Source organism: Palleronia caenipelagi (assembly GCF_007004065.1).
Taxonomy (GTDB): domain Bacteria; phylum Pseudomonadota; class Alphaproteobacteria; order Rhodobacterales; family Rhodobacteraceae; genus Palleronia; species Palleronia caenipelagi.
Genome location: NZ_VFSV01000009.1, coordinates 112,763 through 136,133 on the forward strand (window position 1 = coordinate 112,763; position 23,371 = coordinate 136,133).

The 23,371-nt window shown below is 63.6% G+C and carries 29 protein-coding genes; all 29 read left to right on the forward strand.

The features are described from left to right. Window positions 1-245: 245 nt before the first annotated feature. Window positions 246-992, forward strand: coding sequence for a hypothetical protein (locus tag FEV53_RS07560; RefSeq protein ID WP_142834202.1), 747 nt, complete (start codon window positions 246-248; stop codon window positions 990-992). Window positions 993-1,112: 120 nt separating this feature from the next. Next, window positions 1,113-1,367 carry a hypothetical protein gene (locus FEV53_RS07565; RefSeq protein ID WP_142834203.1) on the forward strand — a complete coding sequence of 85 codons (255 nt, stop codon included), beginning with the start codon at window positions 1,113-1,115 and terminating at the stop codon, window positions 1,365-1,367. Window positions 1,368-1,369: 2 nt separating this feature from the next. Next, window positions 1,370-1,735 carry an HNH endonuclease gene (locus FEV53_RS07570; protein ID WP_142834204.1) on the forward strand — a complete coding sequence of 122 codons (366 nt, stop codon included), beginning with the start codon at window positions 1,370-1,372 and terminating at the stop codon, window positions 1,733-1,735. A 463-nt stretch (window positions 1,736-2,198) separates the two neighbouring features. Continuing rightward, window positions 2,199-2,480, forward strand: a complete 282-nt coding sequence (locus FEV53_RS07575) for a hypothetical protein (protein WP_142834205.1) — start codon at window positions 2,199-2,201, stop codon at window positions 2,478-2,480. Continuing rightward, window positions 2,461-4,188, forward strand: coding sequence for a terminase large subunit (locus FEV53_RS07580; RefSeq protein WP_142834206.1), 1,728 nt, complete (start codon window positions 2,461-2,463; stop codon window positions 4,186-4,188). Before FEV53_RS07575 ends, FEV53_RS07580 begins: the two co-directional genes overlap by 20 nt. A gap of 44 nt (window positions 4,189-4,232) precedes the next feature. After that, window positions 4,233-5,411, forward strand: a complete 1,179-nt coding sequence (locus FEV53_RS07585; RefSeq protein WP_246100755.1) for a phage portal protein — start codon at window positions 4,233-4,235, stop codon at window positions 5,409-5,411. Then, window positions 5,408-6,253, forward strand: coding sequence for a head maturation protease, ClpP-related (locus FEV53_RS07590; protein ID WP_142834208.1), 846 nt, complete (start codon window positions 5,408-5,410; stop codon window positions 6,251-6,253). The genes FEV53_RS07585 and FEV53_RS07590 overlap by 4 nt, the downstream gene beginning before the upstream one ends. A 10-nt stretch (window positions 6,254-6,263) precedes the next feature. Beyond that, the gene (locus tag FEV53_RS07595) at window positions 6,264-7,571 is read left to right on the forward strand and encodes a phage major capsid protein (protein ID WP_142834209.1); all 1,308 of its coding nucleotides are present in this window, start codon (window positions 6,264-6,266) and stop codon (window positions 7,569-7,571) included. Between the two features lie 70 nt (window positions 7,572-7,641). Continuing rightward, window positions 7,642-8,157, forward strand: a complete 516-nt coding sequence (locus FEV53_RS07600) for a hypothetical protein (protein WP_142834210.1) — start codon at window positions 7,642-7,644, stop codon at window positions 8,155-8,157. Next, entirely contained in the window at window positions 8,154-8,456 is a 303-nt protein-coding gene (locus FEV53_RS07605) for a head-tail connector protein (protein WP_142834211.1), read from the forward strand. The genes FEV53_RS07600 and FEV53_RS07605 overlap by 4 nt, the downstream gene beginning before the upstream one ends. Next, window positions 8,453-8,797 (forward strand): head-tail adaptor protein, encoded by a 345-nt coding sequence (locus FEV53_RS07610; RefSeq protein WP_142834212.1) that lies wholly within the window; start codon window positions 8,453-8,455, stop codon window positions 8,795-8,797. The genes FEV53_RS07605 and FEV53_RS07610 overlap by 4 nt, the downstream gene beginning before the upstream one ends. 7 nt (window positions 8,798-8,804) lie before the next feature. Then, window positions 8,805-9,221: a DUF3168 domain-containing protein gene (locus tag FEV53_RS07615; protein ID WP_142834213.1), complete on the forward strand. Its 417-nt coding sequence runs from the start codon at window positions 8,805-8,807 to the stop codon at window positions 9,219-9,221. Next, the gene (locus FEV53_RS07620; RefSeq protein WP_142834214.1) at window positions 9,221-9,685 is read left to right on the forward strand and encodes an HK97-gp10 family putative phage morphogenesis protein; all 465 of its coding nucleotides are present in this window, start codon (window positions 9,221-9,223) and stop codon (window positions 9,683-9,685) included. Before FEV53_RS07615 ends, FEV53_RS07620 begins: the two co-directional genes overlap by 1 nt. Beyond that, window positions 9,678-9,875, forward strand: a complete 198-nt coding sequence (locus FEV53_RS07625) for a hypothetical protein (RefSeq protein ID WP_142834215.1) — start codon at window positions 9,678-9,680, stop codon at window positions 9,873-9,875. Before FEV53_RS07620 ends, FEV53_RS07625 begins: the two co-directional genes overlap by 8 nt. A 2-nt stretch (window positions 9,876-9,877) precedes the next feature. Beyond that, a complete protein-coding gene (locus tag FEV53_RS07630) occupies window positions 9,878-10,339 on the forward strand; it encodes a hypothetical protein (protein ID WP_142834216.1) in 462 nt (153 codons plus the stop codon). Beyond that, complete coding sequence (locus tag FEV53_RS07635; RefSeq protein WP_142834217.1) at window positions 10,339-10,773, forward strand: gene transfer agent family protein; 435 nt, start codon at window positions 10,339-10,341, stop codon at window positions 10,771-10,773. Before FEV53_RS07630 ends, FEV53_RS07635 begins: the two co-directional genes overlap by 1 nt. Further along, a complete protein-coding gene (locus FEV53_RS21870) occupies window positions 10,770-10,898 on the forward strand; it encodes a hypothetical protein (protein ID WP_281283458.1) in 129 nt (42 codons plus the stop codon). The genes FEV53_RS07635 and FEV53_RS21870 overlap by 4 nt, the downstream gene beginning before the upstream one ends. Further along, the gene (locus tag FEV53_RS07640; RefSeq protein WP_142834218.1) at window positions 10,898-13,381 is read left to right on the forward strand and encodes a coiled-coil domain-containing protein; all 2,484 of its coding nucleotides are present in this window, start codon (window positions 10,898-10,900) and stop codon (window positions 13,379-13,381) included. Before FEV53_RS21870 ends, FEV53_RS07640 begins: the two co-directional genes overlap by 1 nt. Next, a complete protein-coding gene (locus tag FEV53_RS07645; RefSeq protein WP_142834219.1) occupies window positions 13,381-14,055 on the forward strand; it encodes a hypothetical protein in 675 nt (224 codons plus the stop codon). Before FEV53_RS07640 ends, FEV53_RS07645 begins: the two co-directional genes overlap by 1 nt. Continuing rightward, window positions 14,052-14,618: a hypothetical protein gene (locus FEV53_RS07650; RefSeq protein WP_142834220.1), complete on the forward strand. Its 567-nt coding sequence runs from the start codon at window positions 14,052-14,054 to the stop codon at window positions 14,616-14,618. The genes FEV53_RS07645 and FEV53_RS07650 overlap by 4 nt, the downstream gene beginning before the upstream one ends. Further along, window positions 14,603-14,992 (forward strand): DUF6950 family protein, encoded by a 390-nt coding sequence (locus FEV53_RS07655; protein ID WP_142834221.1) that lies wholly within the window; start codon window positions 14,603-14,605, stop codon window positions 14,990-14,992. Before FEV53_RS07650 ends, FEV53_RS07655 begins: the two co-directional genes overlap by 16 nt. Then, the gene (locus tag FEV53_RS07660) at window positions 14,980-17,043 is read left to right on the forward strand and encodes a phage tail protein (protein WP_142834222.1); all 2,064 of its coding nucleotides are present in this window, start codon (window positions 14,980-14,982) and stop codon (window positions 17,041-17,043) included. The genes FEV53_RS07655 and FEV53_RS07660 overlap by 13 nt, the downstream gene beginning before the upstream one ends. A gap of 37 nt (window positions 17,044-17,080) precedes the next feature. Continuing rightward, the gene (locus FEV53_RS07665; RefSeq protein ID WP_142834223.1) at window positions 17,081-20,296 is read left to right on the forward strand and encodes a hypothetical protein; all 3,216 of its coding nucleotides are present in this window, start codon (window positions 17,081-17,083) and stop codon (window positions 20,294-20,296) included. Further along, a complete protein-coding gene (locus FEV53_RS07670; protein ID WP_142834224.1) occupies window positions 20,293-20,577 on the forward strand; it encodes a hypothetical protein in 285 nt (94 codons plus the stop codon). Before FEV53_RS07665 ends, FEV53_RS07670 begins: the two co-directional genes overlap by 4 nt. Then, a complete protein-coding gene (locus FEV53_RS07675) occupies window positions 20,574-21,347 on the forward strand; it encodes a hypothetical protein (protein ID WP_142834225.1) in 774 nt (257 codons plus the stop codon). Before FEV53_RS07670 ends, FEV53_RS07675 begins: the two co-directional genes overlap by 4 nt. A 4-nt stretch (window positions 21,348-21,351) precedes the next feature. Further along, a complete protein-coding gene (locus FEV53_RS07680) occupies window positions 21,352-21,945 on the forward strand; it encodes a hypothetical protein (RefSeq protein WP_142834226.1) in 594 nt (197 codons plus the stop codon). A 60-nt stretch (window positions 21,946-22,005) separates the two neighbouring features. Then, on the forward strand, window positions 22,006-22,842 hold the full coding sequence (locus FEV53_RS07685) for a glycoside hydrolase family 19 protein (protein WP_142834227.1): 837 nt from the start codon (window positions 22,006-22,008) through the stop codon (window positions 22,840-22,842). After that, window positions 22,839-23,081: a hypothetical protein gene (locus FEV53_RS07690; RefSeq protein ID WP_142834228.1), complete on the forward strand. Its 243-nt coding sequence runs from the start codon at window positions 22,839-22,841 to the stop codon at window positions 23,079-23,081. The genes FEV53_RS07685 and FEV53_RS07690 overlap by 4 nt, the downstream gene beginning before the upstream one ends. Beyond that, a complete protein-coding gene (locus tag FEV53_RS07695; RefSeq protein WP_142834229.1) occupies window positions 23,078-23,305 on the forward strand; it encodes a hypothetical protein in 228 nt (75 codons plus the stop codon). Before FEV53_RS07690 ends, FEV53_RS07695 begins: the two co-directional genes overlap by 4 nt. The last annotated feature ends 66 nt before the right edge of the window (window positions 23,306-23,371 follow it).

Below are 23,371 nucleotides of genomic sequence, written 5' to 3' on the forward strand. Positions count from 1 at the left end.
CCTTCCGGGGTCTGGGGGTCGGTAGTCTTGCGCATAGGTCAGATATTTGCGCCCTATCTGCCCCGCGTGCCCCGCCACCATGTTTCCCGCCTTTCTTTCATAGGGTTACGGCTGCGTACTTCTCGGACGGGTTCTGCCCCATCATGCGCAGTTCTGCCCCCCCTGCCCCGCATCACTCCCCCCTAAAACAACATCTTGCCCCTCTCTCTTTCGAGGCAACAAAATCAAGTAAATCGAGGTCAGGTATGAGCACCAAAATTCAGAAAGCGCGCGAAACGAGCTGGGCTGAAGAGGCAATCGAGGCCGAACGGGTGAAGCCACCAGAGCGGTTTCGGTATGGAAGTGACGAAGCGGCTCGGATCGATGCTGTTCGGCATGCCGCCCGCAATCCGAAGTCATGCAGCCGCGAGATACCGGTCGCACCGGCGCGCGGTCCGGTCGCGGAGTTCCGTGAGACTGTCAGTCTGCCGAAGGGCGATGGCTTTCAACTGGCTGAGGCACCCTATCGCGCCGGGTGCCCCGGACGGGTGCGCGATGTCTTCGACATCATGACTGAACAAGCGATGCGGCGGCGTGGTGGTCGTGCGCCCTTCACTGCGGGTCAGGTTCAGATCGCGCGGGACTATAGGGCTCTCTTTGAGCGGGTGCAGAGCGCAGGAATGAAGTGCTCAGCTGACCTGAACGCGGTGCGGGGTGGCGATGGTGGCCGCGACTTCATGGACGTGTTCATCGCGGATTCGGAGCGGCTCAGGCGTCTCCAACGGGCCATCGGTGCGGGTGATGCTCTGGCGCCCCGGCGGGATGGAGCGCACAACATGGATCGCGGGACGCGGCGTTCTATCACGGATGCCCGTCTTGTAGAAATGGTGTGCGTTGGGCAAGAGCCGCTGAGCGCCGTTCTAAGGGCCCATGGCTGGGCTTTGGCCGGAAAAAACAGAAAGTGCCTGCACGACGCCCTGTGCGCCAGTCTGGAGCGTATGCGGTGCGGCTAAGAAGGCAGGCTACAAAATGTAGTTGACACTTAGTTCCTCCGAATGCGACAGGATATATATCATCATTAAATGCGCCCGCAGGGATTCCCTGTCGGGCGCTTTTGCATTGGGGAGATCGGAATGCTGATCGGCCACATCGAAGGTGCGACCCGGACAATCGGGAAGTCACAAGGCTATCTGGGCCTCCCAATACGCGACGAAACCTTGGACTGCGTAATCAACGGACAGGGAACGCCTGCCATGGTGACAGCGTGGCATCCGACACCTGATGAACTGCGGGCGCTGGTCAACGGCGCTCCGGTTCACGTTCGACTGCTCGGCCAATCGCACCCACCGATCATGGTGTCTGTTGGTCCGGAGCCGGATCCGGTCTGACCATGCCGCGTCTGACTTCGGTGCCCGCGAGAGTGGCGGGGCAAGCCTCACGCCTCGGCGTTGCGGATCGATCGGAAGCGGAGCGGCACCGGCAGCGCGACCAGATGCAGCCGTGGCGCGGCTGGTACAAGACGGCGCGGTGGCAGAAGCTCCGCAGGAAGGTGATCAAGCGGGACGGTTGCATCTGTCAGGAGACCGGCGTCCTGCTGGTCGGCGTCCATCCTGCACCTGACAGTCCAGTGGTGGACCACATTCGCCCCCATCGCGGCAATGCCAAGCTGTTCTGGGATGAGCGCAACCTGCAGACGGTATCGAAGGCCTACCATGACCGGGAGAAGCAGAGCCTCGAGGCTCGCGGTCTGAGCTGATGGTGGCCGATGAATGCCGGAAAGCGCTGCGAGAAATCAAAGCGAAATTGCGTCAGGCTGACGACCTGGCGGCAGATCTTCGTGACGCCGGGTTCAATGTCGCGATCGATTGGTGCGTGACGATCGGACCTAAGGAGCAACCGAGCAATGGGGGGGTGGGTCCAAACTCAGGCGGTCAGACCGCCTAGACCCGCGCCCCCCGCTTTGGGAGATTTTTTTCTTGCAAGACGAAAATTCGACATCACGTGATCTGTTTGGCAACGTCGTTTACGACGTGCCGCGGACACGCGGGCGGCCTCCGTTTGAGAGAACGGAGGAAAACGCCCATAAAGTCAGCATGTTGCTGGCTATGGGGTGGTCGAATTCGCGCATTGCATCCGTCATCCGCGATCCCCGCACGGGCAAACCCATCTCAGAGCCGACGCTCAAGCGGTATTTTAGATCCGAATTGCGAACTCGGGACGTGGCGCGGGATCAGCTTCGGGCCCGGCAGCTTCAGCAGGCCTACCAGGCTGCCGAGGGTGGGAATGTCGGCGCGATGCGATTCTTTGATCAGCTGGTTGAGAAGAACGACCTGATGCTGGCCGAAGCCCGGGTTGATCGCGCAGCAAACAAGCAGAGCGAACCCGCACCGAAACCCGAGCGTCTCGGCAAGAAGGAGATGGACAAGAAGGCCGCCCAGGCGGCTGAGCAGCGGTTGCTGGAGCAAATACAGGGTGAAGCGGATGCCGCTCGACGCCACTGAGAGCTTGCCTCTCTTCGCCTGCCCGGACTGGTGGGAACGGATCCAGCGCGGCGAGCCACCGATCGCCGACATCCCGATCAATGAGGAACGGGCTGCCAAAGCGCTTGCGTTCTTCAATCGGCTTCGTCTGCCGGATGTCGAAGGCAACCCGCCCTTGTCGGAGGCTTGCGGAGAATGGTTCCGCGACATCGTCGTGGCGTTTCTGGCCAGCGAAGACCCCGAGACGAGAGAGCGGCTGGTCTGGGAGCTGCTATGCTTGGTGCCGAAGAAGAGCTCCAAGTCCACCTACAGCGCCGCCCTCGGGATCACGGCGCTCTACATGGAGGAAACGCCGAACGGGCAGATGCTGTTGATTGGGCCCAGCCAAAACATTTCGGCACGGTGCTTCGACCAGGCGCAGGCCATGATCCGCCTCGACCCGGATCTCGATGACATCTTCCACATCACCGACAATCTGAAGTCGATCAAGCGCCGGAAGACCGGCACGGAACTGCAGGTCAAAACCTTCGATACGGGGATCATCACCGGGGAGATCCCGCTCCTGACGATCATCGACGAGCTGCATGAGCTTGGCAAAAAGCCAAAGGCGCAGAAAGTCATGCAGCAGATCCGAGGTGGCGGCATCACGATGAATGGCGGACAGGTGCTGTTTATCACGACGCAGTCGGACGAGCGTCCGGCGGGCATCTGGCGGGCGGAGTTGGACAAAGCGCGCAAGATCCGGGACGGCAAGGCGGGACCCCGTCCGATCATGTTGCCGGTCCTCTATGAGTTCCCGGTCGAGTTGCAGAAGAACGAAGACTACTGGCGAGATCAGAGGAACTGGCCTCTGGTGCTGCCAAACCTTCACAAGTCGATCTCCCTCGCCCGCCTCGTTGCGGACTATGAGAACAACGGTGCTACCTCGAAAGAGGCCGAACAGATCTGGGTCAGCCAGCATCTGAACATCGAAATCGGTGTCGGTCTGCACAACGACCGCTGGACCGGGGCGGACTTTTGGCAGGCCGCTTCTGAGCCGGGCCTGACACTCGAACGGATGCTAACGGAGTGCGAGGTCATCACGGCGGGCATTGATCCCGGCGGACAGGACGATCTGCTCGCGTTCTCACTGGTGGGCCGCATCACCGGCACCGATCGCTGGCTCAACTGGTCGAAGCTCTGGGCCGACAGGATCGTTCTAGAGCGGCGCAAGTCGATCGCATCTATCCTGGAAGACTTTGAGAAAGCGGGTGATCTGACGATGGTCCATGATCTTGAGGCTGAGGCCTATGCCGAAATTGCAGAGATCTGCACCCGCATTCGCGACCTTGGGCTGTTTCCAAAAACCAAGAAGATCGGGATCGATGCGGCCGGGGGCGGCGCGAACCTTGCTGTGGACGCGCTGGAAGGCGCCGACTTCGACGCAGGGGATGATCTGCAGGCAATCTCTCAGGGCTACAAGCTGAACAACATCGCAGGCACGGTTGCGGTCAAACTGAAAGGGCTGTCCTTCAGGCACGCGGGGCAGGACATCATGGCGTGGTGTGTTGAGAACACGCGCGTCTACCAGCGTGGCAATGCACAATACCCGTCCAAAGAAGAGAGCGGGGCTGGAAAGATCGACGGTCTGATGTCCACTTTGAACGCCTCTGAGCTGATGTCCTGGCATCCAAAGGCAGCAGGCTCAGGCCTCGATGATTTCCTCTCCAACCCGGTGCTGTGCGTATGATCCGGATGTTGCGAGCAGCCGTCCGGGGTGTTCGGGCCGAGTACATGGGGGTCGAGGGCCAATCGTTTCTCTCGGGCTCTGGCCCTTGGCCGCTGGGTGGCATGGTGTCACGCGCCGGGCCAACGGTCAGTGCCAAAACGTCCCTTGAGCATTCGGCTGTTTGGGGATGCGTCCGGAAAACTGCCGAGATGATCTCGACGCTGCCCGTTGATCTATTCCGGAAAAGTGCGAACGGCAGCCGCGACAAGATCGACAGCGATCTGGCGGAAATCATCAAGGAAAATCCGAACGCCGACCAGACCGCGCCCGAGTTCTGGGAAGGCATGGTCGCGCAAACGCTGCTGCAGGGGAACGCCTTCGCGGAGAAGCTCTATATCGGGAACCGCTTCGTCGGCCTGCGCCCAATGCTTGGCTGCAAGCCTGATCGACGGCCAGATCGCGCGTTTCAATACGTGGTCATTGACCGCGGCAAACGGGAGGTGCTTCCCGCCGAGAAGGTGTTCCATCTTCGGGGCTTTGGTGCTGGCGATGGCCTGGGCATGTCGGTTGTGCGATATGGCGCGAATTCGATCGGCGCAGCGCTGGCCGCTGATGAAACCGCCAGTAGCGTGTTTTCTAACAGTGCTATGCCCTCAGGGGTGATCCAGTCGGATCAGACCCTGAACGCTGGCCAGCGTAAGCAACTCGAGGCGATGCTGGCGACCTATTCCGGATCGCAACGCGCTGGCAAGCTGATGACGCTGGAAGCGGGCCTGAAGTTCCAGCAGCTGCAGATGAATCCGGAGGACGCGCAGCTGCTCGATACCCGCCGGTTCAGCGTCGAAGATATCTGCCGCTGGTTCGGAGTTCCACCAATCGTGATCGGCCACGCCTCGGAGGGGCAGACTATGTGGGGCTCCGGGGTCGAGGCGATCCTGCTCTCGTGGCTCACGCTCGGCATCAACCCGTTCCTGATCCGCCTGGAGCAGCGTCTGAAGAAAGATTTGATCCCGGTGCAAACCCGGCGCCGCGACTACTTCGAATACAATCGCGAGGCCATGATCCAGATGGACAGCAAGGCCAAGGGCGATCTGATGCTGAAGCTCGGCATGGGGGGCACGATGACGGCCAATGAGCGCCGGGCGCGTCTCAACCTGCCCCGCCATGACGACGCCAATGCCGACGCGCTGCTGATGCAGACAGCCATGTCCCCCATGGAACTTCTCGGAAAGGACCAATCATGAGCAAGCGTGATCTTCCCGCTGCCGTTGTCTCGACCCGCCCCGGCATCAAGTCGGATATTGCGGATGTCGCCCTGAAACGCTGGAACCCGGACATTCGCGCGGCGGAGGGGGCAGCCGATCAGGCGACCATCTCGATCCTCGAACCCATCGGAGAGGATATCTGGGGCGACGGCGTCAGCGCGCGCCGGATCGCCGCCGCACTGCGTTATATCGGCGAGCGGGACGTCGTGGTGACGATTAACTCGCCCGGCGGCAATTTCTTCGAGGGGCTGGCGATTTATAACCTGCTGGTCGAGCATCCGGGCGCGGTCAGCATCAAGATTGTCGGCCTTGCCGCCTCTGCCGCATCGGTCATCGCCATGGCCGGAGATGACATCCAGATCGCCCGGTCTGCGTTTCTGATGATCCACAACACATGGGTGGCGGCTGCCGGTGACCGCCACGCGCTCCGCGGTGTCGCAGACTGGCTGGAGCCGTTCGATCAGGCTGCTGTGGATGTGTATCACGCGCGATCCGGCGTCGATACGAAGACGATCGCCGCAATGCTCGACAAGGAAACATGGATCGCCGGGACCGATGCCGTCGATCAGGGCTTCGCGGACCGTCTGCTCGGCGATGCGGATGTCGCCAATGCCGCAGGAACCAGCTTGTACCAGACCGCGCAAGCCGCGCAGCAGAAGCTGGACATCTACCTCGCCCGGGGCGGGGCCACACGATCTGAGCGGCGCAAGCTCTGCGCCGCCATGAAAGGGGGCAAGCCGGACGCTGCCCCAACCGGCATGCCGCGCGCTGCCGCTACGGAGCTGGCGCGCAAAGCGCTGGAAACCCTGAACACTCTCTGAGGAGACAGTTATGTCAAAGATTATGATGCCCGTCATTTCGGTGGCGGCACTTGCCGCGGCGTGCCCGAATGCTCTGCGCGGTTCGGTCCGGATGGATGCCGGTGACAATCCCGAAGCCCTGCTGAAGGAGGTCAACCAACAACTTCAGACGCTGAACGGTGAGATCAAGAAGACCGCCGAACAGGCCCTGAAGGAATCGAAGGCCGCTGGTGATCTGTCGGCTGCGACGAAAGCCACCACTGATGAGCTGCTGGCCAGGCAATCCGCGACGATGAAGGCGGTCGATGACCTCAAGGCACTGGTCGAAGGCGTCGAGACAAAGACGCTGGAGATCTCGCAGCAGGTCGCGGCGGGTGGCGGGTCCTCCAAGTCGAGCGTCATGTCCCTCGGGCAGGCGGTGCTGGCCGAAGGCGCCGACCGGATCAAGACCTATAAGGGCGGCACGCTGTCTCTGACGATCCAGAACGCGGTCACGACCGCGTCGGGATCTGGTGGTGGTCTGATCTACCACGAAGAGGAGCGCGAGCCGGTGCGCATGCCCCGCCGTCGCTTGCTCGTGCGCAATCTGCTGATGCCGGGCCGGACCAATTCCGACCAGGTGCATTACCGCAAGCAGGTCCTGCGGACGAGCGGCGCCGGGATGGTCGCCGAGACCACACCCAGCGGGGCGTCCGAGTTCGGCTGGGACAAGGCGGTCGAGCGGGTCAAGAAGATCGCGACCCACACCAATATCAGCGAGGAAGCCCTCGCCGATGCCGACCAGCTGCAGTCCGAGATCGACGGCGAGCTGCGCTACCTGATCGACCTCGAAGAGGAAAAGCAGATCGTCGCCGGAGATGGCGTCGGCGAAAACCTGACCGGATTGCTCACCCAAGCCCCGGCCTTTGTCGCGGCCGCCGGACTGCCCAACGCCAACAGGATCGATCGTCTGCGCCTTGCCCTGTTGCAGGTTACGCTGGAAGACTACATGCCGGCGGAAATCCTGCTGAACCCGACCGACTGGGCGGCAATCGAACTGCAGAAGGTTGGCGGCACCGACGAACGCTATGTTTACGGCGATCCCGGCGCACAGGCGACGCCCCGGCTCTGGGGCAAGGACGTGGTCGAGACGAACACCATGTCTGTGGGCGAATGGTTGGTTGGCGATCTGGCCATGGCCGCAACCTATTACGACCGCTCCGAGACCGAAGTCCTGCTGTCGACCGAGCACGATCAGAACTTCATCGAGGACATGATCACCATGAAGGCGCGCAAGCGCGTGGCCATGGCGATCAAGCGCGCGCTGGCCATGGTGAAGGGCAACTTCACCTTCGTCTGATCAATCTGGCACCTGATGCTGATCTGAGGGCGTGCCTGCGGCGCGCCCTATTCCCATGGGAGTAATAGACATGTTTGTGAAATGCCTCTCGACCCGCCACACGGCGGTCGGCACCTTCCGCTTTGGGGTGGTGTATGAGATCGACCCGAAGGACCATAAGGTTCACAAAGCGATCAAACCCCTCCTCGAAGGCGACAGCCCGGCTCTGGAAGAAGTCTCGAAAGCTGCTGCCGGGAAGGCCCGCGTGACCCAGTTCACGCCGGAGGCTTCATCGCCTCGCCGCAGCCGACCGGCGGCAGATTTGCGCGGTGATGTGGCAAAACTGGAAGCCGCTCTGCAGGATTCGCAGGATAAGGAGGCGGCGGCGACTAAGCGGGCTACTGAGCTGGAAGCCGAGTTGAACGTCGCTCAGGACAAGGAAGCGACGGCCACAGCCCGGTCTGCTGAACTGGAGGCAGAGTTGAACGTCGCCCAGGACAAGGAAGCCGCCGCTGCGGAGCGCCTCGCCGAGTTGGAAGCAGAGCTCACCGCTCTCAAAGCTGCTCCCACCCCTGCCCCTGCCTCTGACGGGAAGGCCAAGGCGTGAGCCAGCTCACCCCCGCAGATCTCAAGCCGCATCTGATGCTGGCCTCGGATTACGCCGGGGATGATGTGCGGCTGCAGAACCTGATCGACGCCGCAGAGGCTCGCGTGAAGCGATACGTGCGGCGCGATCTCGATGCTGAGTACCCGCAAGGCTGGCCTCAGGACATCCTGCATGCCGTGAAGGTTGTTGTGGCGTTTCTCGATCAGAACCGGGAACCCGGTGAAGGCTACCACGCAAAGCACGGCTTGCCCGAAATGGTCGCGGATCTTCTGGCTGATGCGAGGAACCTGGCGGGATGACACGGCAAGCTGTGGCCCGCCTCGATCGGATGCTGACGTTCCAAAAGCGCGGGACCGGGAATGACGGCTATGGCAATCGGCGAACCGAATACGAGGCGCAGTTCGACGAGCCCGCAGCGCTGGCCTGGCGTCGGGGTGGAGAGGTGCAGCTGGCAGCACGCATGCAAGCCCGTCAGCCGGTCATTCTGACGGTTCGTCGCAATGCGCGCACAATGACAATCCGTCCGCATTGGCGCGCGGTTTGGGGAGACCAGAAATTCGACATCCGTGAACAACCCACCATCGCAGCGGACCGTCGCTATCTTGAGATGTTGGCAGAAGCCATGCCGCTGAACGGATGACGGGTCGATGATTGCTCCCGACGTTGCTCTGCAAACCGCGATCGAGTCAGCGGTGACTGCGGATGCAGAACTGATGACCCAGATCGCTTGGATCTATGATGAGGTCCCGGATGACCCGTATGCCGGCAAGACAGCTTATCTGTCGTTCGGCCCGTCCGATCTGCGGGATCAGAGTGCCGAATGCGTCCAGACCGAGGTCCATAATCTGCAGATCGATGTCTGGTCGAAGGCTGTTGGGCGGATCGAAGCTAAAGGCCTCACCCGGCGCGTGATTGACCTGATCCGGGGCGGTAGTCTCATCATGCCAGCACACCGTCTCGGTGAGACGGTGCTCGCCCTCCATCGGATCATCTCCGATCCGGATCCCGGCGTCACTCATGGCGTGGTCCAGTTCGACTTTCACATCGAAGTCGAGGAAGGCTGATGCCGTCGACGGCCACACTCCACCCGCGCATTCGGACTCAGCTGGAGCGCACGCCCGACATCGCGGTCGCGGCAGCTGCCGATGCGATGGAAAGAGGCGCCGAAGAGATCGTCGCCATGATGAAAACGCTTGCGCCGCATGATGACGGCGATCTTCGCGACAGCATCGGATGGACATGGGGCGATGAACCCAAGGGCAGCTTAAAGATCGGCACGATCCGCTCTGGCCGAAACGCAGGGCGTCAATTCGCCACTCTGAAAATCACCTTCTTCGTGGGCGCCTTCTACGCCCACATGGTCGAATTCGGAACGTCGCCGCACGCCCAGCCGAAGATGCGGCGCATCCATCCGGGCACGTCTGCCCAGCCGTTTTTCTACGCCGCCTGGCGGGCGAAAAAGGCCGGCTTCCGCCGCAAGATCCGCACAGCCGTACGCAAGGCCATCCGGGAGGCTCTCCGTGGTTAAAGTCATCATTCATCGCACCTGCAATGCGACCGACCCGAAACGCGGTGTGTCGCTGCGTCTGTCGCCCTCAGAAAAGCCCCAAAGCCTGCCCGCATGGGCAGCTGACCTCGCCGTCAAGTCCGGCGCGGCAGAGCGCATTCCGCTGACCCGTAAATCGCCCGCGAGGGCACAGACCAGGAAAGGTTCGTAATCATGGGAAACCCAACTCTCGCCTATCGGGGGGACATCCTTGTGATGGTCGCCTTCGATCCTGAAATCCCCAACGCATTCGTCAATTTCTGCGGAGCGACGGGGATTTCGCTGGAGATCACCAATGAAATCCTCTCCGAGAAGATTGGCGACTGCGAGGACTGGTCGGCATCGATCCAAACCATCAAGGCCTATGGCGCACAGGATTCGCGCGCTACGTTCAATGGTAAATGGGCGCAGCAGAACCATGGCAAGGTTCTGCGCTGGGTTCTCGATCAGAAAATGCTGCCGGTGCGGGTGCACTTCGTCACAGCGGGTGCGGGCGATGTCGAGTATATCGACGGGATTGCGCTCGCGACCTCGACCGAGCTTGGCGATATCGGCAATGTCGAGGGGAACTCGATCAGCCGGAACCTGTCGCTTGAGTTCAGCGGCAAACTGACCCTCACGGACAAGGCTGCCTGATGCAGCCCGCCGTGGTGACCTGGCCGGGGGGCGTTCACGCCATGTGTCTCCCCCTGGCTCAGCTTGAAGGGCTGCAGAAGAGCCTCGACACTGGCCCTGAATTTCTGCTGCACCGGTTGAGCCGGGGCGAGTGGCGCATTGGTGACCTCCTCGAAATCCTGCGCTGGGGTCTGATTGGCGGCGGCATGCCCCATGTCGAGGCCGATGCACTGATCCAGCGGATCAGCCGACAGCATCCCTATGCAAGTTTCAAAGCGCCCGCATTGGAGGTTTTGGCGCACGCGCTCTACGGGCCTGCTGATGACCCGGTGGGGGAGGATTTACCGGTGACGGCTCCGACACCGGATCAACAAAAAACGGGCGATGGCAATTCAGTGCCTTCTACCAGCTCGGAGGCCGATGCGGTGTCGGTCCCGGAGACGTCGGACGCATGAGCCTCTGGGAATTCTTTGCCTTCCTCGAGGGCGCCGGACCTGAGCACGGTATCAAGCCCTTGTCCGGACCGGGCGGCGCAATGAGCGAACAGCGGCTTCGTGAACTGGGTGTGGAGGGCTTTTGATGGCTGATGACAGCGATATGCTGATCTCAGCGGGGTTCTCGGTTTCCAAAATGGAGGCCGAGACCCGCAAGGTGATCGCGAAATACGAGGAAGCCGGTCGCCGGTCTGCGCAGAAATTCGACAGCGCCATGGCCCGGGTCTCGAAGAATGAGACCTTGAAAGCCACGGCACGGGAGATTGATCGGCTCGCCCGCAAATACGATCCGGCCTATGCCGCCAGTAAGAAATACCAGCGCGGCGTGACGGAGCTGAACCGCGCCCTCGAAATCGGCTCCATCACCACGAAACAATACGAGCAATCTCTTGAACGCCTCGTGATGGATCTGGAGCGCGGTGCGACCGGTTTGGGCAAGTTCGACCGCGCCATGAAGCAAAGCGGCGGCGCCTCCCGTCGCTATGGCGGCACGATGCAGCAGGTTGGCTTTCAGGTCGGGGATTTCGCCACGCAGGTCGGGGGCGGCACCTCGGCGATGATCGCCGCCGGTCAGCAGCTGCCGCAGCTTCTCGGTGCGTTCGGCGCTTTTGGGGCTCTCGCCGGTGCCGGCGTGGCGATTGCCTTTCCACTGATCAACGCGCTCTTGAACATGGGCGATGCGGCAGATGAAGCGGGGGACAAACTCGCCTCCATCGACGGGCTCGACCTGTCCGGCGCGAAAAGTGCGATTTCTGAACTGACCCGCCTGCAGCAGGCCTATCTCGAAGCGCTGAGCCTGTCGAAACGCCTGAGCGCCGAAGCCGCTGACGCTGCCGTCCTTTCCGCCGAACGCGAATACGAGGCACGGCTCGCTATTGTCGAGCTGGAGAAGATCCAGACAGACAACCGGCTGACAGCATTGCGGACGGAACTGGAGGCGCGCCGGGAGCAGATGCAAGCCGTGCAGGAAGAAGCAGGTAACGCCGCACGGCTGGCACAGCTTACTTTGGAGGACTCAAAGGGGATCAACGCAGACCCCCGCAAAGCAGCTCGAGCTGAAGAAGCGGCGGCCCAGGCGATGCTTGAAGCGGCGGATAATGCCTCGGAGTTGCGCGCCGAGATCCAGCAGATGACATCAGAGATCTCAGTCGCGGAACTCGCCTCGGAACAGCTTGGAGAAGCGCTGGCCCGGTCCTCGGATTTTGCAGAACTGACCGCGAGCTACATGCGGGATGGGAGTTTCTCTGCGGAGGCGCTGGCCGAATATACCGGCCTGTCCGCTTATCAGGCGCAATTGCTGGCCGACGCTTTGAACTCTGGCAAGGTCGAGGCCACGACCGTCGCGGCGGCGATGGAGGACGGCGCTATCTCCGCTGATGAACTTGGCTCGATGCTCGGTGTTGCCTTGAGCAACGCAGAAGGCATTGCGTCAACAGACATGGCGGGCATGATCTGGAACAGCGTTGATGCCGCAGCAGCCCTTGCCAGTGAACTTGGTGTCTCGCTGGAACGGGCCCAGGCGATGGCCAGCACCGTCAATGCTGCCACCAGCGGCGCTGTCGGAGGTCCTGATGCGGCCCGCTTCGGGGTAATGGACGCCCAAACGCGCGGTGTCGTATTCCAACGCAACTACGACTCTGCCAGCTCTTCAGGTAAACGGCGGCGCGGATCCGGCGGGTCCCGGCGCCGCCCGACCGGTGGAGGCGGTCGGGGACGTGCTGGCGGGATTGATCGTGAGGCGGCGCAGCGCGCGCGAGAGCTCGAAAAGATTAACGATGCTCTGGAAGAGGCCACGCAGCGATACGAAGATCAGATCGCCGAGCTGGGGAAAACGACATCCGAGATCGCCGCACAACGGGTCGAGCGAACCCTCCTGCGGCAGGCGGTCGAGGCCGGGATCGATGTTGACGCTCGATCGGCGGACGGTCAGCAAACCCTGCGGGAGCGGATCTCGGCAACGGCCTCGGAGGTCGGGCGGCTGGCGCAGGAGTACGAGGAGAGCCGGACCGCATCAAAGGCAACACAGAAGACAATCGACGGTCTCGCAAACAACCTCGCGGATGTCGCGACGGGGGCGCAGAGCCTGCGCGACGTGTTGAAGCAGGTTTGGGCACAGATTGCCCGGGACATCCTTGTCAGCAACGTCCGAAACGCGCTCTCCAGCGTTTTCAGCTTAGCAGGCGGCGTCGCGACGGGCAGTTCGTCTGGTGGAAACATTCTCAACACCTTTCTGGGTGGCCTCCTCGGCGGTGCGCGAGCGGTCGGCGGCCCGGTGGCTGCGGGGGTCCCCTATCTGGTCAACGAGAACACCCCGCGGTCCGAGGTCTTTGTCCCGTCCCGATGCGGCGCGGTGCTGAACGTCTCTCAGGCGCAAGCGGCGCTCGCGCGATCAGCGGGAGGGCGATCAGCCGGACCGGTCAACATCTCCCCTGCGACGACGATCGTGATCGAGGGGAGCGCCGATAAGGAAACGCTGGCGATCATGATGCGGGAGCTGCAGCGCCGCGACCGCGACTTCGCGAGCAATGTGCTCCAGGTGCAAAAATCAGCACAAGAGCGCGCTGGCTGATGGCGGTTGTGTCCTGGCCGAGCGAGCTGCTGCGCCATCTCGATGCGCAGTATTTCCCGCGCTTCTACAACCGGTCGGCAGGTCGGGCGCTGAACGGACGTGAACAGATCATTGGCACGGGCAATGCAATCTGGGATGTCATGCTGTCGATCCCGCGTGACTTCGACAGTCGCCGGGTGAAGCAGTTCGAGGCCGCCGTGGCCTCGATGAATGGCCGGGCTAACGTGACGGATTTCGCGATTTGCAGCCCGGACCGGTTCGATCATTCCGTCTCACCGTTGCAGACGCCGCACAGCGACGGGACATGGTTCGAGGACGGCTTTGGTTATGCGGAGGATAAGGGCGTCCATCCGGTGACCTTTACCGCCGATGCACCGGCAGGCTCCAACGTGTTGACGCAGGATCTGACAGATCCGGTCCGTCCGTCTCTCAGGGTCGGCGACGAATTCAGTCATCAGAAGTTTCTGCACCGGGTCACAGCGCACCTGTCGGGCGGGCGCATCCGGATCGAACCCTCCCTGCGGGTCGGGATTGCCGCCGGTGAGCCCGTCGCGGTCGATCCCCCGGTCATTCGTCTGCGCTTTGCCAGCGATGATGAAGGGCGCCGCACCCGCGAGTATCTCCGATATGGCGCGCCGGTCGATCTGCGCTTCGTCGAGGTGTTTGACCGGTGACCTTTACGCCCGACCAGGTGGCGCTGCTCGACGCGAACCGCGATCACGTCGAAGCGATCCGGCTGTTTGAGCTGGAGTTCGCCTCGGCCTCCTATCGGCTGGCCGAGAGCACCGCCCCTGTGGTGGCCGGTGGTCACACATGGCAGCCCGTGGGCGATTGGATCGAGGCCGCACCGGTGACCTCCAGTGATCCGCTCAAGGTCCGGCAGGCCGAGTATGTTGTCGGATCCTTTACGGACACGCTGATCCACGATGCGTTTCACAACCGGGCGGAATGGTATCAGGCTGATGTGCGGCAATACATGCTCCTGCGGCTGGATGGCGTGAGCGTCGGGGCACCCGTTCTGCTGCACCGTGGCCGGATCATGGATGTCGAGCCGTCGCGGTCCTTCGATCAGGAACGGATCGTCATCCGGGCCGAACCGCTTCTGGCGGAGCGGAACTGGACGCCGCTCGGACGCTATACCGACCGCGACCAGAAGGCGCGATCCGCAGGCGATCGGGGCTGCGAATATGTCGGGCAAATGCAGGACAAGGTGATTACGGGATGGCTGAAGGCCTGACGGAGTTCATCGCCCGGACGATCCATCTGCCGTTCGTCTGGGGTGTGCGCGATTGCACGCTCTGGGCTGCGGATTGGTGCGTCGAGGCGTTCGGGTTTGATCCGGCGGCGGATCTGCGTGGGTTCTATGCGACGGAGGAGGACGTGCAGGATCTAACCGGCGGGGATCTTGCGGGCTTCGTCGCGCCACGGATGGCGCGCCTGACCCGCGTCGATCAGGAGGCCTGCTGCGGCGACGTGGGAATTATCGATGTGTCCGGACAGCAGGTCGCCGCCATCCGGCGGGGCGCGTTCTGGCTGATCAAGACGGAACGCGGCGGGGCCGCGCTGCGGGCGCAGGCTGTCATGGCTTGGGGGTCCCCATGCCTGCGGTAGGTGGGATCATTGCGGGCTTTCTGGCGACGGGCGTTGGGGCAGCGGTCGCCACGACCGCCTTGAGCCTTGCCTTCAATGTGGTTGTCGCCAAACTGACGCAGCCAAAAGGCCCGAAGCCGCGCGATCTCCAGACCGAAGTCCGCCAGTCTGACGCCGATCGGCTGCGCCATTACGGTCGGGTTCGGGTGGCGGGCGTGCTGCACTTCTGGGAATGGCGCTATCGCGAAGATCGGCGCTGGCTTTACAAGCTTCTCGCGATCTCGACGGGCGGGATCGAGGCGGTCGACAAGATCTGGCTGAACAATCAGACCGTGACCCTCGACGGGAACAAGGTCGATGATGGCCCCTATAAGTACATCGCGAAGATCAATGTCCGGAATGGTCGGTCTGGGGCGGAATACGCCGGCGGCCAGCACGCGCAGCTGCTGAGGGATTACCCGGAGAGCTGGACGGCAAATCATCGGCTCGACGGCGTTGCCACGGTGCTGGCGCGCTTCCGGGCGGTGAAGGGCGAAGACATCGCCGAGGTCTATCCCGGCGGCGAGCCAAAGGTGACCGTTCTGGTTCGGGGCAGCCGGTGTTGGGACCCCCGCCTCGGGCCACGCTCGGACAGCACCACCATCTACACCGAGAACGTGGCTCTCCAGATCTGTGACTTCCTGTCGAATACCGGGTTCGGGCGCCTGTCCGTGACCGATCTCGACATCCCCGCGTTCACGCAAGCGGCCAATGACTGCGATGATCCTATCGCGCGCAAGGGCGGCGGGACATCGCCGCGCTTTGCGGGGGGTGGCAGTTACGCTCTGAATGAGCCTTTGAAAGATCCTCTGCAGCGGATGCTCGACGCCTGTGCCGGTCATCTCTACCTGACGCCCGCAGGCAAGATTGGCCTTCGTGTCGGCAAGTGGCGTGATCCGGTCCACACCATCGAAGAAGATCACATCGTCACGATCGAGGGCGGTGCGGGCAGCGGTGAATTCAACCGCGTGACCACGCTCGTTCCGGAATATGTCGAGCCCGGCCTCAATTATCAGACCACCACGGCAGAGGCTTGGGAGGACACCGATCTGATCGGGTTGATTGGCGAGGTGGAGCCGCGGGAACTGGACCTCCCCTGGGTGCAGGACTTTGCCCAGGCCCGGCGGCTGGCCAAAGACAAGCTCGCCCTTCTGAACCCCAAATGGCGGTTCAACATCACGCTTCGCTTCTGGGGTCTTCTGCTGCTCGGAGAGGAAAGCGTCTATCTGAACTATCCGCCCTTCGGGATCGTCAACGAGCCATTCTGGATCGAGAGCTGGTCCTTCTCGCCCGATGATGAGGACGGCGTCTGCCGCGTCACGCTGCGCCACGCAAATCGCGCCGCGCGTGAGGACTGGAACCCGGAGGTGGACGAAGGGAATGGTCCATCGACACCGGCGCCGGTTGCGGCTGGCACGGTCACGGTTCCCACGCCGGTGATCACCTCCGTCACCGTCGAGATGAGAACCATCGGCATCTTCACCAGCAGCGGAGTGATCCGCGCCGTGGCTGTGGTGAACCCCGGTTACTATCTGATCGGAGGCTACCGGCGCACAGGGGCAAGCAACTGGACAGAGCTGCGCGTGGATCAGGAGACCGGCGTGATGGAAACACCGATCCTCGAAGACCGCGCGTCCTATGACCTCCGCATGGGATACGCGACCGGCGGCTTCTTCAGCACCAACTCGATCCTGCCGTCGCTTATCCCGCAGGCCAGCAAGGCTTTCACCGAAGTGCCGGGTGTCGAGGTGAACGTCCCCCGGATGGCGCCTGATAATCCGTCAAATATCAGCTTTGTGGAGGCGGCAACGGATCTGGAGATCACCTTCCGCCCCGGCGTTGGACGGAATTTCTGGCGCACGAATGTGGTCGAAGGCAGCACGGCTGCGACGGGAGCCGTGGTGACGCGCAGCTATTCCACCGCCGAGAGCGTGACGGTCACCGTCCCGAAGACCGCCGGGGCGAGCTACTGGCTCACCTCCGAGTCCCCTGAAAGCCAGATCTCATCCGGGGTCGCTGTCACCACCCTGTGACACCCATCACCATGATTATTCGCAAAGGAGCGCCGCCATGTCCCTGACATCGGACGCCAATCAGACCTATGCGGCGAACGTCCCGCCGAAGAAGACTGATATCCTCAACCTGTTCAGTCAGATCGACACACGGTTCTCGACCGAACGGCAAGATCGCGAGCAAGCAATCAACGCTCTTGCGGCCAATCTGGGCGATGGTCGCATCCAGAGATTGACGACCGCAAATATCGGAGCGGTGACGCCAGCGACCGGGGTCGATGGGCTGATGGTTCTGACCTCCACCGATGCGAGCCTTTGGGCGCCGATGACGGCTGCTCCGGCCGAGCCCGACGACAGCACCAAAACCGATGCAACCGGGAAGTGGTGGAAGCGCGTCTTCTGGGCACAGGAGACGGCCGGAGATATCGCCGCCGAGATCGCAAACCGGATCGCCGAAGACACCGCGCTCGATGGGCAGATCCGGGCGGGGACGGCGCGCGGGCCGGGGCTGGTGCTCGACATCGAGGGCGGTCAGTTGTCGCTGGCGGGGCTGCCGATCAAGTCGGAGAGCTTCACCACCAAAGGCGCCGCGCCCCGGCTGGCGCTGACCGAGGCCACCGGCCTTGTGCCCGCCGAGACCGTGGCCTTTGGGCGCAGCTGGTCCGCCCGGCTGGGCGCCCACGCCCTCTGGCCCGTCTCGCCCGGCACCGCGTGGAACACTGGCGTCGGAGCGCTCACCCCGGCCAAAATGACGATGGCGCCCTCCGCCGCAGCCCCTCTGGCCATTGGGGACACGCCCCATGACCTGACCACCACCACCGGCGAGGACAAAGCCTCGCGCCACCTGACGCTCACGGATGTGGACTTCATTGCCGGGCAATGGGTGCAGATGGACACCGTGGTGACGATGACGGACGCGAAGGCGGTGGGGATGCGCTGCCTGACATCCGGCTTTACCAATCCCGAAGGGACGTCCGTTGACCGGGCCATCGTGATGGTCGATCCGGCCAGTGGCGACTTCGTGTCCGGCCCCCCGGGATTTGCGAGCATCCACATCCAGCCGCAGGTCACGCCGCTGGGCGGGGACAGCTACCACATCCGCTTCGCCTTCCGGGCCATCGGGTCCGGCACGGGGGGCTTTGCCCTGCAATTCGACCGAACCCTGCGGAACGATTATCGCGGCAACTTCCTTCTGGGGCAGACGCCCGCGACCGTGCATCACCTCTCGGTGCAGGTCACGCCCACCCCCTACGGCCCGCCCGTGGGGATTGTCGCCCCCGGCACTGACGTGGAGAGCGTGGACGCCCAGCTCGATCTGTCGGGCCTGAAGCTCGACGGGGATTTTGTCATCTCGGCGCTGCTCGACGTGGCCCCGGGCTTCGCAGCCGCCGATATCGGCAACCGCAACCTGCTGAAGCTCGGCGGCCAGAGCTTCAATCTCGGTACGGGGCTGCAGGTCTCGGGCCGCACGCCGCAGGTGATCGTGAATGACCAGAAGATCACCGTGCCGAACCTCTATTCCGGCCCCATCGATCTGGTGATCCATTATCTGGGCGGCACGCTCTCGATCGTGCTGGGGGGGCGGCTGGTCCACCAGAGCGCCCGGTCGATCCGACTGGCCGGGGATATGGGCACCCTGCGGATCTATCCCGGTGTGGGGCTCTCGCGCCTGCGTCTGGAGCGGACCCCCGCCCATATCGCCGCCTATCAGCGCGGATCCGATGCGCCCGCCGGCGGGCAGGCCGTGGAGGTGTTCGGCAGCGGATCGGGCACCCATATGACGGTGAATGCCGCAGGCGAGATCGGGGGCCGGTTCACCCGCGAGGTGCTGCGCGACATTCTCTGGGCCGAGCGGTTCCGCACCGGCATTCCCGAGAGCGCCATGGCGATCACACCGCGCACCGATGGCGCGGTCGATTTCCTCGACGCCACCTGGAGCGAGATCCACCGCGCCTTCCGCAAGCTGCCGGGCGGTCTGCCCACCATCACCCAGCCCGGGGCGCGGCCCCTCTCCCTGATCCTCGCCCGGGGGCAGTCGCTGGCCTTCGGCTACCCCTATGGCAACCCGGTCTATTGGCCCGCCACGCCCTTCTTCGTCGATATCGACGGCAATGGCGCGAACTCCGTCTTCGGCAACTCCTCCTATGGCGGGATCTCGTCGGGCCTGATCTCTCCCCAGATCAGCCCCGCCCGCATGGGGGTCGCCTATCCCTTCACCCACCGCTACGTGCGCGAGATGGCGCAGATCGACCCGAAGTTCCCGACGGTCATCTCCCGCACCGTGGCCCAGTCCGGGGCGTCGATCGAGGAGCTCTGGGCGAGCTTCATGGCCGACCCCTCGACCAGCATCCAGTGGCAGCACGTTCTCAACACCTTCGAAAGCGCCCGCGCCGCCGCCGACCGCTTCGGCTTCACCCTCGACATGCCCGTCTTCATCTGGATGCAGGGGCATGCGAACCGGTCGGATCTCCCGTCCGCATATCTGGCGAAGCTCGCGCAGGCGCGGAATGTGGATCTGCGCGGGCTGCTCGACACCTATATGGACGATCCCGCCGACCCGCTCTGGGTCATGGTCCAGAGCGGAGGCGCGACCGAGAGCTCGGCTCTGGATATGCACTACCAGGTGAAACTGGCGCAGATCCGCTATGGGACCGAAACGCCCAACACGGTGCTCGCCACGTCGCTGGCCAATCACCGCATCACGCTGGCCGATGACAACGTCCACCCCGACGCGGTCAGCACCACATGGTTCTCGGAGATGTGCGCCGAGGCGGCCCGCGCGGTGCAGCAGGGCGAGAAGTGGAATATCGGCAAACCCGAGGTCACCCTCTCGGGCAATCAGCTGGTGGTCGATTATGACGGCTGGCTCCGCCCGGACGAGCGCCTGATCATTGCCCCCGATCCCTATGGCGGGATCGGCATCAACGAGGGCATGGGCTTTGAGATCGTCCCGATCCTCGACAGCAGCACCGAGCACCTGCCGGCGCGCTACAGCCTGCCCCCCGGCACGGCGCCCGCGCAGGTGACGAATGTTGCCGTCGCGCCTTCGGGCCGGGCCTATATCCTCACCCTCGACCAGCTGCCCACCGGCCCCTTTGCGCTCTTCCACGCCTGGCAGCGCGCCAATCTCAAGGGCACGGCCAGCCCCAACTGGTGCGCCCACCGCACCCGCCTGCGCACCGACTGGCGCAAGCCCTCGATGATCCTGCCGGATGTCGATCTGGAGCGGTGGCTGCCCTCGGACATCATCGACAGCACGGAGTTCCTCACATGATCCGATCCCAACCGACGGCGGCGGAGATGGCAGCGAAGGGCAAAGCCGAAGCCGAAGCCACGCAGCGGGCCGACGCCGCGCGCGATCCCGGGCGCCGGCCGGTCGAGCGGCGGGGGTTTGCGCTCAGGGGGACGCTGGTCTTTGCGGGCCAGTCCTACGCCGCGGGCGACCAGATCCCGCTCGGGCCGGATGATCACGCCTTCCTGCAGTCGATCGGCACGATCGGGGAGGACTGGGACGCGGGCGCGGTGATCTCTGACGCAGAGGAGAGCCAGCCATGACCGCCCTGCGCTTGCCCTACCAGATCAGCAACCCGCTCTCGGGCTCTGCGGATATCCTCGACCGCATCCGCTCCACCTTTGGCGCGGATCTCGATGGCATCTACGCCCCCTCGGGCGCGCTGGCCTCGCAGGATGGCACCCGCCTAAAGCCGCTGATCCGCAAGGTCGACGCGTATGGCAACAGCGCGCCGCTTATCGCCACGGGCGGGACCTTCTTCCCCACCCATTACGATCTGCCGACGCTGAACGACGTCCTGACCATCAACCAGCCCATGGCGAACCTGACCGACTACTCGGTGGGGCTGCTGATCCACTGCTCGGAGGCGTTCCTGCGTCCGCTCGACGAAGACGGCAACATCGATGAGGACGCGCAATACACCTCGTCTGTCATCAACCCGCCCGCCATCAGCCTCTATGTGCGCAAGGGCCTCCACCACATGACGTTCTTCAGCGCCACGCCGTTCTTCTACGAGGACACCCTGACGCTGGCCGAACGGACGCGCCTGCGGATCACCGAAGGCGGCTGGTACACCCTGCAGGCCACCCGCCGCGCCGACGGCACCGCGACGCTGAAGATCAACGACCGCGACCCGGTCAGCTTCTTCATCGGTGATGCGCCGCTCTCCAGCGACCCGATCACCATCAACGCCGCAAACGGGCGCTTCGCAGCCCTCCTGCTGACCGCCGGCGGTCTCGCCGACACCCCCGCCCGCGCCGCGCTCTGGGAGGAATACTGCCAGCACGCCAGAGATTTCCTGCCAGAAGGGTGAGCCTATGCCTGCCGGTGAACTGATCGCGACGTGGATCTCCTCGTCGCTTGTGTCTGTCTCGAAGCTGATCGCGGCTCTGAGTGCGATCTCGGCCTCGCTGTTCCTGATCGCGCGCCCGCATCTTGAAGGGTATCTGGTCGCGGTGATGGAGCGCGCCAATCACGAATTGGCCGAGCGCATCGAGGTGTTGTCGGATCAGGTTGGCGTGCTCGCCGATCGCGTCGAGCAGATGCAGCCCCGGGAGCTGGTGGATTTCCGGGGCAATCCGGTGCTCGCGTTGCCGGGGCCGTTCGCGCCGGGATCATCGGTGCCGTTGGTCTACGTGATGCGGAAGAACGCACCCTGTGACGCGATCGTCACGGCGCAGTTCATCTCCTCACGCACCCTGCGGCTGGACCCCAGCCTGACCTACACGACCCCCGCCCAACGGGCGCCGGTCACGGATGAATTCAGCGCGTTCACCGTCGAGGTTGCTCTTCCCGAGGACATGCGGGCGGGAGATTACAGCTATCTCCCGCAGATCGATCCCGTCGATTGCCCCGGCTTCTCCCGGTTCTCGGTGCCGCCGAGCCCCGTCTTTGAGGTTCGCGCGGAGTAAGCGCCCCGCTGCGCCTCCGCATCTGACCCTCCCTCTTCGCTCTCAACATTGGAGATATCCATGCAGATCGATGCTGCCTTCCTCGCCGCGATCCGGCGATCCAAACCGCCTGCCCATAACACGAGGCCCGTGCTCGCCGCTCTGGCGGCCCATGCCGTGGATATGGGCCTGCGCAAGCCGCGTCGGCTGGCGCACTTCCTGAGCCAGCTGGCGCACGAGTCGCAGGGCTTCATCTACGATCAGGAGATCTGGGGGCCGACGGCAGCGCAGCGCCGCTATGAAGGGCGCCTCGATCTGGGCAACACCCAGCCCGGCGATGGCAAGCGCTTCAAGGGGCGCGGTCCGATCCAGATAACCGGGCGTGGCAACTATCGCCGCTTCACCCTCTGGTGTTCGGCGCTGAACCCTCTGGCGCCTGACTTCGAGCGCGACCCGGATGCGGTGAACAGCGACCCGTGGGAGGGGCTCACGGCGATCTGGTATTGGGACACCGGCAACCCGACCGGGCGTTCGCTGAACCGCTACGCCGATGACAACGACATCGAGATGGTCACGCGCCGGATCAACGGTGGCCTGAATGGCTATGAAGACCGGCTCGAGTGCTATGACCGCACCGCACTCCTGATGCTCGGGTTCCGTGCAGACGACGTGATCGGGTTCCAGCGCCACGCCGGGATCCGGGCGGACGGGCTGAGCGGCCCGCAGACCCGTGGCGCGCTCCATGCTGCGCTGTTGAACGCAGCCGATGTCACCTTCGCAGGCGAGACAACCCCCGAGCCCGATCTCGATCTCGATCTCGATCTCGATCTCGATCTGATCGCCCGGCTGCGCACCGATCTGGCCCAGATGGCCGAGCAGCTCGCCCACATCCGCGCAACCCTGGAGGACGCCGCATGACCCCGAACACCGACCTGCCCATCCTGAACCCGCTCAAAGCCCGCAGCACCGTGGCCGCTCTGGTCACTGTCGGGGCCATCGTCCTGCCCGAAGTCTTCGGCGATATCGATCCGGAGGCCGTAGGAGATACCGCCATGCAGCTGGCAGAGGCCGTCGCCAATATCGTCTCGATCGCGGGCATGGTCTGGTTCTGGTTCGAGCGCCGCGCGCCGCACCGCCGTCTGGGCTTTGGAAAATGACCCGGATCTACATCGCCGCAGGGCTTCTGACCCTGATCGCCGCCCTTGGCCTCACCGCCTACGGCTGGGGGCGGGCCGACAAGGGTGCCGCCATCCAGACCGACCGGGCCGCCCGGCAGATCGACGCCCTCCGGCACGCAAAGGAGATCGAAGATGAAATACGTGATCGCACTGATGATGCTCTTGTGGATGGCCTCCTGCGCCCCAAAGCCCGGCCTGAGTGACGGCGACTTCTGCACGCTGGCAGAGCCACTACAGACCGACAGCGCGGATCTGGCGAGACGGATCGT